Source organism: Bradyrhizobium sp. Rc2d (assembly GCF_900099855.1).
In the GTDB taxonomy this organism is placed as follows: Bacteria; Pseudomonadota; Alphaproteobacteria; order Rhizobiales; family Xanthobacteraceae; genus Bradyrhizobium.
The window spans coordinates 343,838-356,456 of sequence record NZ_FNCU01000001.1 but is presented as its reverse complement, the minus strand read 5'-3'; the positions used below and the strand labels follow the sequence as shown (position 1 = coordinate 356,456).

Here is a 12,619-nt window from a genome sequence, read left to right as displayed (position 1 = left end):
GCTCACGAACTACGAGGATTAAGAAGCATGATCACCAACGTGCTTTCAGATCCGCGAGAAATCGTTGCAGAGGACGTCAAGGAAGCCCTTCTGCGATACTATTCTTATTCTGGGCGGCGCAAGGTCGCGATTGGCATCAGCAAGCCCGCGAGCGACTGTCAGCTGCTATCTCTTTTGCTGGAGGACGGGCAGAGGCTTCACCTGACGGTGACGACCGCGGGGTCGTGATTGTCTATGATGCCTTTTGCACGAAACGCTCCGCCTCGCTGCACTCAGGCGAGAAACGAGATTGTTCGTTCGTTACGTACTGTATCTGTCGTAGCGCGGTCTGCGGGACCAAGGTATTTGTCGCCGGACTCCCGACGCTAACGTCGAGCGGTGAAGTTATCCCCTGCTGTTCGGAAGGTGACTTCCGTCCAATGGTCTCACATCCGTGATGAAAGACAGCCACAGCAGTGGCCCTGAAACACCGGAGATGACAGATTAGAGATTTCGTGTCTCAAGCGGCTGGTTGTGGAGCTTTCCGAACTTGTCTTGCGCAACGTCGTAAAGAGCGACGAGGGGACGACGATCGGATCGCCCTGAGTCTGTGAGTGAGGCCGAAGGTCGTGCGCTGAGTCCCAGCAGCGTGGCTCCCCGCCTTGGGGGCATGGGGAGCGGCCCCGCCCTCGTGCTCCATGAGTGGGGCTCTCAAGTGTTGTTTGAGAGCGCGGCACAGGTCAGGAGACCCATTGATGACGGGTTGGATGATAATGCGCGCCTCGTTGTAACCGAAGGCAGCGATTGCTTCTGATCTTGGGTGGCGCGCTAATGTTCAACCGCGACTGTGAATTCTGGTCTCAACTTGCGGCCTATCTCTCCGCCCTGATTGTCGTTAGCGCTGATCAACTTCTAATGGACGACAATCTTGAGCTGTCTCTTAACTTCGGAGTCTTTCTTGGATGGATCGCGCGCGGCCTAAGCTAATGAGTGGCGGGGGCGGTCAAACGCCAATGTCACCAGTCGACAAAATCGCGCTGTTTATCGACGGCGCCAACCTCCACGCAACGTGCAAGGCGCTTGGCTTTGATGTCGACTTCAAGCGCTTGATCGGAGAGTTTCAGAGCCGCGGAACGCTGCTTCGGGCGTTCTACTACACCGCCATCACCGAGGATCAGGAATACTCCTCGATTCGCCCGCTGATCGACTGGCTGGACTACAACGGCTACACCGTCGTCACCAAGGCGACCAAGGAATTCGTCGACGCCTCCGGCCGCCGCAAGGTCAAGGGCAACATGGACATCGAGCTTGCCGTCGACGCCATGGAGCTCGCCGAGCATATCGATCAGATGGTGCTGTTCTCGGGTGACGGCGACTTCCGCTGCCTGGTCGAGGCCGTCCAGCGCCGCGGCGTGCGGGTCACCGTGGTCTCCACCATCGCCAGCCAGCCGCCGATGATGGCCGACGAGTTGCGCCGCCAGGCCGACGAGTTTACCGACCTCTTAGAACTTCAAGCGAAGATCGGTCGCAGCCCGTCCGAGCGCCCGGCAGCTCGCGAGCGCGAGCCGCGCGATCGCCCGCACGCGGTCCCAGAGCGTCAGACCATCGCGGGAGCGAAGGGAAATGATAACGTGCTCGAACAGCCTTAATAGGCTTTGCCCAGCTGAACGCCCGGTGGCGATCTATCCGTTCAATCGGTGTAAGCGCGTGATCGCTCCGTTTCTGCAGTCTCGTTTGGGGCTAAGCAACGTCGCGCCCGTTCGATCTGTGCGTCGGTAGCGCCGTGGTTACGGGCGTACATCTCGGCCACTGGTGCCGAATATTTCGCGACGTAGTATCTGACCTCGCTGCAAGAGATGCGGCCTGTGGGCCTGTGGTGACGCGAAGCGAAGGCTTCGGACCCCAGCGGGATCAGCAACAAGGCAACAAGGGCCCCCGCCCGTACGATCATTCTCGCCGTCCCCCTACGCTGTCTGGTTCGTGTAGAGAGCAGGCTGAATCGCGCGCCCGACGCAAATTAAGAATCGTGCGCTGGTCCAAAGTGCTGTGAGACTGTTGCTCCAATGCTTCGGTGCTGCGGAGGCAAAGGCTGAATATGTAGGTGTCGGTAAAAGCGATCCGATGCGAGCTCCCCAACAATGGCGAGGTGGCAAGCCCGATCGTCGTATCAACGGCTCTACGAGCTTGCGAGACCTAGCTCCGCCGAAGAACTCTCCTTCTACGGCTGGCCTTGGGGATACGGCTAGTCGTGGCAATCCTTCTCGCCTGAGCGGCTCGTAGGCGACGCCGGAGAGTCTGCAGTTCTCGAAATAGTGCGACCAGTCCCTCGACCCGTTCGCCCAGAATAGTCGAATAATTGCAAACCCGACCTCGATTACTCATTACTGCCCAAACCATGATTGTTGAAAGCAATAGGCGGTCGACAACGGGAAAAATATGCAATCCAGGGTAGGAACATACAACCCATAAATGACGGTGGCATTAACAGGGGGCCACGCAAACGTCCTGCACCATTGCTCAGAGTGCGCTCCTTTCGCTTGGTCTTTCGGGTTGGTTTCGTTTCGAAAGTTCGATCCTATCTGGCAAAGCTGCAGGCCTGGTACGGCGGCACTCTCGCGCGCCGTGATCTCCCAGCCCCGGTGGTCCCCTTCTGCCCCTAATCGCGTGACGGCTGCCTAGCAGCAGCGCGTCGACCAGCGTGGGCGCCGAGAGCATGGCCAAGACCATGGCACGAGTTAGAGGCCACAAAGGCTTGGGAAAAATCGTACTACGCTCAGCGAAGCCGCAGACGGCGAATGATCTCGCTGCGCCTCGCATCGAGCCGAATGAAACGGGGAGGCGGTCTCATGAACGGTTTGTTAGCGTCTGTGTGCCAAATCTCGTTGCGTGCCGCCTACCGCCGATCGCGGCACGTGGAATGGGAATGCCGGCCCCGGCTGCTTACCCCATCCTGCGGCTGGGGCCGTTTTGAACTTTCTCAGCATCGTTCAATCCGGGCCACAACCATGTTTCGAGGCATTGCTATCGCGCTATTTGGAATGGGCATCTTTTCTCAGCTCGACGCAGCGCTCTTCAGGGGCCGCAATACTGACGCCGCGATCAGGCTTATCCGGGAGATCGGCCGCGGGTTTGGTTTATAAACCCGGCAGTCGTCGGAAAAGACTTCCGGGCACTCCAGCCCCACATCCCGCGCAATTGGCCAATCCTGAATGCGCAGTCTCAGCCACGGTGTATGAGGCTACTTCGGCTCATGCTTGCCAGCTAACTCGCGAGCAGCCAAGTTGAATGACCAATTTTCGAAGCTCCTGCTCGGCCCATTGCTTTGGCTTTGGTGTCTTCATGGTGGGCGCGCGACCGCACTCATTGTAAACCGACGAGACGTTTCTCTACGTTCGACTTACCCCTTGTCTTTGCGGTGACGAACTGAACTCCGACGTGAGATCCGTCCACCCAAATCAACTCGCAGCGCCGAAATGCTAGGCCAGTGGAGGACAGAACCAGGAAGAATTCTTGTGCTTTTAGGGGGTCTGTTGAGCCCTTCACCTCAAGCTTGGCACCGCTTGCTGAGGCATCGACAAGAATGCAACTTCGTCGCCACGTCCCGTCGACACCCATGATGCTCACCGCATGCTTGTGTTCAAACCGAACACGGTGTGCCTTTCGATTGTTTCCCATCATCCGCAATCCCCAAGTTCAAATCAGTTTCTCCAATAAAGGCGCCGTCTCCCTGCGCGTTTCTGCAATAATCCAATCGATCCTCGCCGATTGAGTGAGCAAAGTCGTCCTGGTGGTTTCCTTCAGTTTGGACTGTCCCACGATCAATCGGATGCAGCCGTTCGCGAGTTCAAGAATGAAGATAGCCCGACGGATGTCATCTGTTGTTTGAATGTCGAGAGCTTGAACTTGCGACAACAGAGCGGCGACGTTCGCTAGAAGCTCGGGCAGTCTCTGGCACGAGAGGGGGTTTGTCTTAGTCTTCGCGTTGTGGGGCTGCCGAAACTTGAGCACCGACGACATCGTCGCAAATCTCTATTTGGGTCGGCGTTTGCTATGCCGAAAGCAATCAAAACAGCGATGATAAAAAAATACAGCTATACGCGAGTACAAAGGACAGGCCAACTCGGGCTAGCCTCGCCATGACAACCATGGCCACGCCGACCATCGATAGAACATCCGTGTTCAAGAATTTACGTCAAAGCGATTGCCAAACAGTTATGAAGTTGTGAGCGGTCGGTATGCTAGTGTGGAAGTTGCGTCGAGAACGGTATCGAAATTTGGCAAATGATGGCTCGGGAATGACCGGGCGTCGGCCGCAAATTGGTCAAGTAGCGGTCGACACCTGGAAGAGCGAGAGCGTCGCGGCTTGGTGCTAGGCCGTGTACGATAAAAGGAAAAGAATGACGGCACCTGAGGGTCGAGCGGAAATCTTCTGATCGGCCAGAGCATTACTGCTGGCGACCCGAAACCGACGTGCGTCAGCGTCGATATACCCTCTAGGCGATTGCCAACTTTTTCGAACGCGAGCAGATTAACCTTTTCGCCTCTTTAAACTGTTGCTGCGAGCAAGGCTCAAGTGAAGCTTCTCAGGGAATTCACGAAGGGAGGGAACAATGCGACGCAGAGACTTCGTCGGCGTCGTGACAATCGCTACCATCGGCCTGGTGCCGGCCGCCGCCGGGCAGACCAAAGGCAACTTGCCTACCATCGGCCTTCTGTTGCCCATGAAGGAAGGCACTGAACTCGCAAGGTTGAGACAAGCTGCTTTTCGTGCGGGACTAGCGGCCGAAGGTTTCGTAGACGGTTCAAACTATTCACTCGTGATGAGATTCCTTGAAGGCGACTTCAGCCGCGTCGAGCCTGTTGTGCGCGAATTGGGTTTGCTCAAGCCGAGAGTTGCCGCAATAGGTGCAATGGGGATCAGTGCATTTCATCAACAATACCCAGAGACACCCGTAGTTTTCACCGGCGTTGCGGCGGATCCGATCGCGCTAGGATGGGTTCAAAGCTATGTTCACCCGGGCGGTATGCTCACCGGCAATGTTATGAACGCCGTCGGCGGCGAAGAAACAATGGCTCAAAAACGGCTTGAGTTCTTCAAAGAGCTCGTCCCCGATGCCAGCAAAATCGGCATTGTTGGATCTGGTACGAACCCGCTCCTGATAAAGGAGAAAGAAGCTCTGCAGAAAATAGCGGGTCGGTTCGGTTTCGAGCTCCTGCACTACAACATTACGTCAGCAGACGACCTGGAAAGCGCCTTTGCCGCTGGCCTTCGGGATAACGTAAGCGCGTTTTATATTTCCGGCGAACCGTTAATGTTTAGCAATCTGTCGAGGGTGATCACCTTCGTCACGTCCTCGAGAAAGCCAACTTACGGACCTTATCCCGAATGGGGTCGGGCCGGCCTGCTGATGTCGTACGCGCAAGATCCTTTGGAGGGATACCGCAACGCCGGGGTCTACACTGCGAAAATCCTGAAGGGCGCAAAACCTGGTGACCTACCCATCCAACAAGCCAGTAAATTCATTCTCGTGATAAATCAGCGAGCTGCAAGATCACTGGCTATTGTGATCCCGCCGTCCCTTCTGGCGCTCGCTGACGAAGTGATTGACTAAGGAGTTTACTGCGACGCAGAGTCTGCTGTTGGCCGATTCCGTTGAAAAAGGCCGGCAGTATTTCGTTGTAATAGCTCCGTCGCGACGTGGCCGGAACTGCTCTTACTGACCCTATGCGAGCGTCGGGGTGGGCATCGGGATCAGCTTGGCCATCTTTCGAAGGTTTTGGGCGGTGGCTGCGAGGATGAACTCGTCGCGCGCGCCGTTTGGACCTCGTAAACGCAAACGGTCGAGCTTGAGAATGCGCTTGAGGTGCGCGAACAACATCTCGATTTTCTTGCGGAGCCGGCGCGAGGTGCCTCCCTCCCACGATCTCGCGATCTGGCGCGCCATGTCGCGAGCGCCCTCGTAGATCGAGCGGGGCACTCTCCGTGAAGCCTGCTTGGGGCAGCATCGGGGCTTCAATGCGCATCGATCACAATCGCGCTTGCTGGCGAGGTAAAGCATGGTAGCACCATCATTCACCAACGTTCCGGTCGTGGTAAGAATGTTGCCACCAGGGCAACGATAGATGTCCCCAGCATGGTCATAGGTGAAGTCGTCGCGCGAGAAGATCCCGTCTGTGCGGGCCGACTTGTCGAAGACTGTAACGTGCGGCTCGATGCCGTGCTCATAGACCAGCCAGGCGAGCATCTCGGCCGAGCCATAGCCGCTGTCACCGAGCAGCCGGCTCGGATAGAGATCAAACCGCTCCAGCGAGCGCTCAATCATGCGCTTGGCGGCCAATACCTCCGCCTGCCGGATTGCCGTCGTTGCCTCAACATCGACGATGATCGCGTTCTCGATGTCGACCAGATAGTTCGTCGAATAGGCGAAAAACGCTTGGCCGCCGTGCGCCCCCGTCCAGCGCGCCGCCGGATCGGAAGGCGATACGAACTTCGGGGTAACCTCGGTCGCGGCTCCGAAAGCGGCATCATCAAGGCCGGCCAGATACTCATCGATTGCTCGGCTGGCAGCCTCCGGCGGAAGTCCCTTATCGCCTTCGATCCCCTTCTGCCGATTGGCATCGGCCTTGATTAGGCTCGCATCGACTGCAAATCCCTCACCGCCGACCAGTCGTTCCTCGATGCAGCGGCGCAGCACGCTCTCGAACACGCGACGGAAGAGGTCGCTCTGCCGGAAGCGGCCGTGCCTGTTCTTGGAGAATGTCGAATGATCCGGCACCGTCCCGTCCAGACCGAGCCGGCAAAACCACCGGTAGGCCAAATTGAGGTGAACCTCATCGCACAGGCGCCGCTCCGATCGGATGCCGAAGCAGTAACCGATCAGGAGCATCCGGATCATCAACTCGGGATCGATCGAAGGCCGACCGATGCTGCTGTAGAAAGGCGCCAGGTCCCGCCGGACCTGTTCAAGATCGACAAACCTGTCAATCAACCGCAGCAAGTGATCAGTCGGGATATGTCTTTCGAGCGAGAACTCATAGAACAACGCGGTCTGTTCGACTTGCCGATGCCCCATCATGATCTTCAGTCCTGCCAATTAGACAGACTGAATCACTGATATCTCTGCGTCGCAACAGCCGTCTTTTTCAACAGAATCGGCCCATCGGCGACCTTCAGCGATGCCTGCTGCTTGTGCTGCTGTTGAGAGATGAGCGGACAACTGGAGCACCGAAACTAAGCGCGTGACTTAGGAGTACGGCGTAGAATGCTGACGAGATTTGTGGGAGGCTCGGGCCGTCCGGCTTGCCCAACTAAATCATCCCCTTTCTCGTGACCCGCAAGGTACGAACGTAATACCCTTCTCGCTGAACCGTTGACCTAATCTCGTCGCTTACTTTGAGAACTCTTTTTCTGCTCTTGCGCCATTTTACTGCAGAGTAGGCCCCGGGTATCGCGGAGCCTGTGCTTAGAACGAGCAAGTCACGCTTTCCATTGCGATAGACATCAAACACCTTTCGCCCCCTGATTTTATCGAAGTAAAAACGAAGTATGTTTTCGTCATTCCGGTCGACCAGCTTACTACCTTGGGCGGCAGTGTGGGTTGCAAATGTGCAACGCTCCGCGACTTCTCCTTCAGTACGTGCCAAGCCAGCAAAGACGCCGTCGCAAGACGGACTGCTGGATAGCGATGGATAAGCGCAAACGAAAAGCCCCACACGCATCGGCCGTTAAGAGTCGGTTTAGTTCCCGGCATGATCATTGGGGACCACAAGGGACCCGAGCATGCAACTGCATCATGCCAATACCTTGGAAAGGATCGCGCCGGTCGCGGATCAAGGCAGTGGCGAGGTCGCGTGGCCCGTCACTCTCGACCAATCAGATTTCTCGACCTCCAATCGGGATGAGATCCTGGCGCTATTGGAGCCAAGCCGCCATCCAAAACGCACTACTTGGCTCGTCGTGGCCGCCTTGGCTGGGGGCTTTGGATTGGGTTGGGCTGGGGCTTGGTACGGTCCTGCAGCTATCTCGGCCCTCAAGCCAATTGCTCAGGTAGAAACGGCTTCGCGCCGCATACCGGACACAAAGCCAGGTGCTAAGGCCGAAAGTGCCCGAAAGATAGCATCAGCATCGGGCTCGCGAACACCGCCCGGTTTAAGTCAGCACTCCACAGTCAGCGCGAGTGTTGCTCCGAAGTCTCCGGCCAAAGCAGCGAGTGCGGCGCAATCGGCGGAAGCTTCGAACCTAGGTTCTTCGGCTGTCGAGGCCGACATGTCTGTGACCGGCTCGCTCGGGTCTGCGGGGGCCGCTCCTGTCAGTCCCCGAGACAAGGCCGACGACTATTGTGGGTTGGGCAGTCCTCGAGGTTCGCGGCGGAACGGCCGTGCTCGAAGGGCCGGATGCGATTCGAATGGCAGCACGGGGCGATGTGGTCCCCGGCATCGGACGAATCGACTCCATCGTGCGCTGGGGCAATCGTTGGATAGTTGCTACAGCAAGTGGATTGATCTCGACGCCCTAGGCGGAGGTTAGGCATGAATGCCATCCCAATCATCGATCGCCAAGGCCACGAGCCTAACTCCTGTTCGATCCAAATGTCGCAAATAGCCGTATTGGAAAGCGCTAGCCCGGTCTCCTTGGCGGCAGCGGGAATGCACCTGATGGACAGGAGCTGCCGGGCCGGTATACGTTCGCGCGAACGCGCCTAAGTTGTATTTGCGGCTGAAACCGCGTAGCACCTACGACGAGTGGTCCAACGCGAAGTCGAGAAGGGATTAGCGACGTTTGATGGATGCGATCGGTCCGATCCCTTTTGACGTGCTACTATGTTGCATATGAACAAACGGTGGGCTCAAATCGGTCTTGCCTTACTGCTTGTCGGTGCCTTCGTGGCATATTTCTCACTCGGAATCATATCCAAGGAGCCGAGCAACGCAACTGCAGCGACAACGACTTCTGCTGCGAGACAAGTCGGACCTGTCGCTATGACCATTGGACAACTTGCGCGCGCAAGGCTCTATCGTGGCCTTGGAGCGTTTTCGATTGAGTATGATGATTTGCAGGCATCAAATCCTATAGAAGTGCAAGGACGGATTTCTGACATGGTCATTGAAGGTGTGATACACATGCCCGACGGACCAACGCCAGACGAGTCATATGCGGTGCCCGTAATTGCAATCGAGGACAATGGCCAACTCGCATTCGTGCATCCGGGAGCGAAGAAGGCGTCAGCGCCGTTTGGCGAGTTCTATATCGGAGAAAGGGTCAAGGTGATTGGATCATTTGTCGGCAATCATTCATGCAAGTCTAACTCAGACAAAGAGTGCAGCTTACTACATATCAGGGACCAAGAATTCGTTCCGGATATCATCGTAATGCCCGTCGATGGTGAGACGATAGTTCATCAGATATGAAGCAAGAAGTGGCTGGCGTCGGCCTGGCTTAGTCCGGTTAGGTACGTCTCGACATCATGAAGATAAGCGACTTGGTCGTGGGCATCGAAGTCGATATTCGTGCCAAAATTGTTGATGATGTGTGTTGCGGGCTCGCCAAACGGTATTTCGACATCCGTTCCTTCGTGCGCCTTCACTAACATCTTGCTTAAGAGATTGTTCGCCACAATGCGCGCTTCGGAAGAGCTAAAGCCGTATGGTGAGTTCACAAAGAAATCCTGCAGTTGATCTTTAAAGAATTGCTGTTGAACAAAGCTGCCCGAGCTCCGCACGAGTTCAGCAAACAAGGACAGCGGATGAGTAAGTTCATATATCGGATCAAGTGTGTGATAGAAATTTGTAATCCGTGCGTCAGGTGCGTCCTGCGAAATGTTGTCTGATCCGGGAGAGCCAATGGTCCATGCAAGCGCGTGAAAATGTGGATCATTTTTGAATATTGGGTCTTTCATGAAGTCTTGAGCCATCGCTGCGCCGAGGCTATGGCCAGATACGAGAACTTGATCGATTGCCCCACTATCGATGTACTGCTTTACAGCCGCAACGAGTGGCCCAAATTTCGCGTAGTGATCTGAAAAGTTTGCAAAATCCATCCAGTCACTCTTCTGATCGGTCCCGGCGAACGCGATGGCCAGCGTTTTTTGGCCGTTGACAATCCCAGTAAGAACGATTGCATCTGCTTCCGAGGGATCATTACCTAACGTATCGCTTGCTCTGATCGCTTGGTAGAAGCCGTTGTTGAACGAATATTGAATCGAGTTCGGTCCATGAACCGTCGATGGGTTTAGGTGGAGTGCAGACGCTGAGATGAACTGCCAGTTGTCCGCTTGTATATCGTTGACTGCTGTTGGATTAGTCGCGCTCAAGGGAGTCCCCAATGGATCAAAGGTATGGTACCCAGTATCACCGAAGGGATAAGCGTCTGTCGCAAGCTTGATCATTTCCACTGCGACTAATCCATCTGTGAGTTTTATAGTGTTATTGACTGACGCTGGTCGATCACTAACAGTAATGCCCACGTTCAAGCTCGTGGTTGAGCTTCCCCCGTGTCCGTCACTCAAAGTGTAAGAGAACGTATCCATGGGTGCTCCGCTCGCTGCGGCTCCCAGATTGCTGTTCGCCGTATAGGCGTAGCCTCCATCCACATTGAGTGTTAGGGTGCCAAAAGTCCCATGAATTGGCTGTCCCACATTGAAATCAAGCCCGTTTACCTTTGTGACATGCAGAAGTAGGGCGTCGTGGATATCGGGGTCGGTATCGTTTACGAGCACGTTGCCTGTCACTGAGCGGCCCTTCTCTACTGTCGCGTAGTCAGGCTTCGCAATCGGATCATCGTTTGCGCCGGCAATCACGACCGTTACGTCTTGATCAGCTTTCCCGCCATGTCCGTCATTGAGTTCCACAGTCGATGTGATGGTGACAAATTCTGCAACTCCAAGAAAATCAAGGGCCTTGTCCGCGATCGTGTAACCCCAATCGATCTTGCCGTTGTTCGTGTTTCCTGACTCCGGCACAAGCAGGAAAGCATTCTCAAAATTGAAGACCTTGTCGTCCGCCAGCTGGAACATATGCCCTTGGGCATCCAGAGCCGTCACGCTCTCGTGGACAACTGATGCGATTGGACGGTCATTGAGATCTCCATCTGCAAATGCAAGGAATCCGTTTGCAATATCCAGAGCGGTGCTGCCCGTCACGTTGGGTAACTCTGGTATCGAAGCACTGACACTTGAGTGAGGATCAATCACGGGAGGCAGATTAGTAGCAATCTGCCATCGCAATTCTGGAAATTCGCCCGCGACATCCACCCAGACCAAGGGGTCAAATCCTACCGGTAAAGTGCCGGACTGCAACTGGGAGGTGGTCAGCCCTGCACCCCCGGCGCTACTAGCCGTTCCGGCAGTCTGCACGTCCCAATACGAATTAGTCGCTGTTCCGTTTGGAAAAATGAGATTTCCTATGTCACCCGCAATAAGTCCGCCAAGCGCAGCAGTCGACAATCCACTAACAACAGCACCCGCGGCATAGGATCCCGTGACGTGGCCTAGATTGTACCCTACTAGTCCACCGATGAATGGCGTTAGGCCGCCAGCAAGTGTACCGGCCTCTACCGTGCCCCGCGCGTAATCCTCGGAGATCGTGCCAAGAAGGTTATATCCGACAAGCCCACCGCTATAGCTCTGCCCCAATCCGAGACCGACTGAAGCAAGTGAAAACGACTGGGTGATTACGGCCGAAAAGCCGTCGTTAATTCCAACAAGCCCGCCAAGATACGATGATACACCGACGACAGAGCCTGAGGAGTAGGACTCGCTTATATTTCCGGCGTTGAGACCGACGAGCAGGCCGACTCCCGCTCCGTTTCGTACTGCACCGACGACCCATGAGTGCGCGATGGTTCCAAAATTTTCGCCTGCAAGACCGCCAACGTATGCGAGGTCGCCTGTGTATGGAAAGCCACCGACATTTTCGTTGGTAAGCCCGACGTTGCGAACTACGCCGGTTGCACCAATGTCTGCAAACAGACCTGTATCGCCGTCGCTGGCACTGTTGACGGTCAGGTTAGTGATCGTGTGACCCTGGCCATCAAATGTCCCGATGAATGGATTTGATGCGCTTCCTATGGGTGTGAAATTGAATCCGGACGCGTCGATATCCACTGCAAGGACATAGTCACCCGATAGGTTGTTCTGGATTGCTTGAAGATCATTGATGTTGTTAATGACAATCGGGACTGCCGTCATGATATCTCTCCGGCGCTATCATCGCCTAAATCGACAGTGACAATTTTCCGACTGTCTCGGCGCTCACATCTCTATGCACTTGCTAAGTTCAGCAGCCGTTGCTGTTCACCGGTTTAGACGACACTTTTGATGCTTCCGGTCACCACCAGATCAGCGGCAGGTGCCTTCCCGGGATTGTTGTGACAAGAGACCGTGTACCGCGCGTGCACGACTGGAGCGGACGCGCAGGCCTTCCCCACGCAATTGGAGCAAGGTATCTGCGCGAAGCAGCTTGCTGCGCCGGCGCTTCCCCAAATCTTGGTACAGAGCGCTTTACAGTTGGCCTCGCACCACGCGCCTTGCTGAGCCCAGGTTGTGCCGACATTCGTTACGACGATGGCGAATACGAATATCGCGAGAAATGCTGTGCGCATAGCATGCCCCTTCAAACAAATTGTGCAGTCGTGCGAAGTGTG

General features: G+C 55.7%; 9 protein-coding genes. 4 read left to right on the top strand and 5 right to left on the bottom strand.

Features of this window, described 5'->3' with window-relative positions; translation table 11 throughout:
- The first annotated feature begins 27 nt into the window (after positions 1–27).
- Complete coding sequence (locus BLV07_RS01645; protein ID WP_091878760.1) at positions 28–228, top strand: hypothetical protein; 201 nt, start codon at positions 28–30, stop codon at positions 226–228.
- A gap of 764 nt (positions 229–992) precedes the next feature.
- Entirely contained in the window at positions 993–1,628 is a 636-nt protein-coding gene (locus BLV07_RS01640; protein ID WP_091878757.1) for a LabA-like NYN domain-containing protein, read from the top strand.
- Positions 1,629–3,339: 1,711 nt separating this feature from the next.
- Here BLV07_RS01640 and BLV07_RS01630 read toward each other — a convergent pair.
- Complete coding sequence (locus BLV07_RS01630; protein ID WP_502689885.1) at positions 3,340–3,654, bottom strand: PilZ domain-containing protein; 315 nt, start codon at positions 3,652–3,654, stop codon at positions 3,340–3,342.
- Between the two features lie 18 nt (positions 3,655–3,672).
- Entirely contained in the window at positions 3,673–3,996 is a 324-nt protein-coding gene (locus BLV07_RS01625) for a hypothetical protein (protein WP_091878749.1), read from the bottom strand.
- A 593-nt stretch (positions 3,997–4,589) separates the two neighbouring features.
- Between BLV07_RS01625 and BLV07_RS01620 the strand changes: the two genes are divergently transcribed.
- A complete protein-coding gene (locus tag BLV07_RS01620) occupies positions 4,590–5,591 on the top strand; it encodes an ABC transporter substrate-binding protein (RefSeq protein WP_091878746.1) in 1,002 nt (333 codons plus the stop codon).
- A 111-nt stretch (positions 5,592–5,702) separates the two neighbouring features.
- Here the strand turns inward: BLV07_RS01620 and BLV07_RS01615 are convergent, their stop codons facing one another.
- A complete protein-coding gene (locus BLV07_RS01615) occupies positions 5,703–7,055 on the bottom strand; it encodes a transposase (RefSeq protein ID WP_091880269.1) in 1,353 nt (450 codons plus the stop codon).
- Between the two features lie 232 nt (positions 7,056–7,287).
- Positions 7,288–7,488 carry a hypothetical protein gene (locus tag BLV07_RS48535; RefSeq protein WP_091880260.1) on the bottom strand — a complete coding sequence of 67 codons (201 nt, stop codon included), beginning with the start codon at positions 7,486–7,488 and terminating at the stop codon, positions 7,288–7,290.
- A gap of 1,470 nt (positions 7,489–8,958) precedes the next feature.
- On the opposite strand from BLV07_RS48535, the gene BLV07_RS01605 reads away from it, so the two are divergent.
- Positions 8,959–9,387, top strand: coding sequence for a hypothetical protein (locus BLV07_RS01605; protein WP_143035330.1), 429 nt, complete (start codon positions 8,959–8,961; stop codon positions 9,385–9,387).
- Here BLV07_RS01605 and BLV07_RS01600 read toward each other — a convergent pair.
- Positions 9,378–12,164: a cadherin-like domain-containing protein gene (locus BLV07_RS01600; RefSeq protein WP_091878740.1), complete on the bottom strand. Its 2,787-nt coding sequence runs from the start codon at positions 12,162–12,164 to the stop codon at positions 9,378–9,380. The two genes, BLV07_RS01605 and BLV07_RS01600, sit on opposite strands and share 10 nt — an antisense overlap.
- Between the last annotated feature and the right edge of the window lie 455 nt (positions 12,165–12,619).

Bases quoted from the DNA above. Each gene is read 5' to 3' on its own strand.
- BLV07_RS01645 (WP_091878760.1), top strand. From the start codon at position 28: ATGATCACCAACGTGCTTTCAGATCCGCGAGAAATCGTTGCAGAGGAC.
- BLV07_RS01640 (WP_091878757.1), top strand. From the start codon at position 993: ATGTCACCAGTCGACAAAATCGCGCTGTTTATCGACGGCGCCAACCTC.
- BLV07_RS01630 (WP_502689885.1), bottom strand. From the start codon at position 3,654: ATGGGAAACAATCGAAAGGCACACCGTGTTCGGTTTGAACACAAGCAT.
- BLV07_RS01625 (WP_091878749.1), bottom strand. From the start codon at position 3,996: ATGTCGTCGGTGCTCAAGTTTCGGCAGCCCCACAACGCGAAGACTAAG.
- BLV07_RS01620 (WP_091878746.1), top strand. From the start codon at position 4,590: ATGCGACGCAGAGACTTCGTCGGCGTCGTGACAATCGCTACCATCGGC.
- BLV07_RS01615 (WP_091880269.1), bottom strand. From the start codon at position 7,055: ATGATGGGGCATCGGCAAGTCGAACAGACCGCGTTGTTCTATGAGTTC.
- BLV07_RS01605 (WP_143035330.1), top strand. From the start codon at position 8,959: ATGACCATTGGACAACTTGCGCGCGCAAGGCTCTATCGTGGCCTTGGA.
- BLV07_RS01600 (WP_091878740.1), bottom strand. From the start codon at position 12,164: ATGACGGCAGTCCCGATTGTCATTAACAACATCAATGATCTTCAAGCA.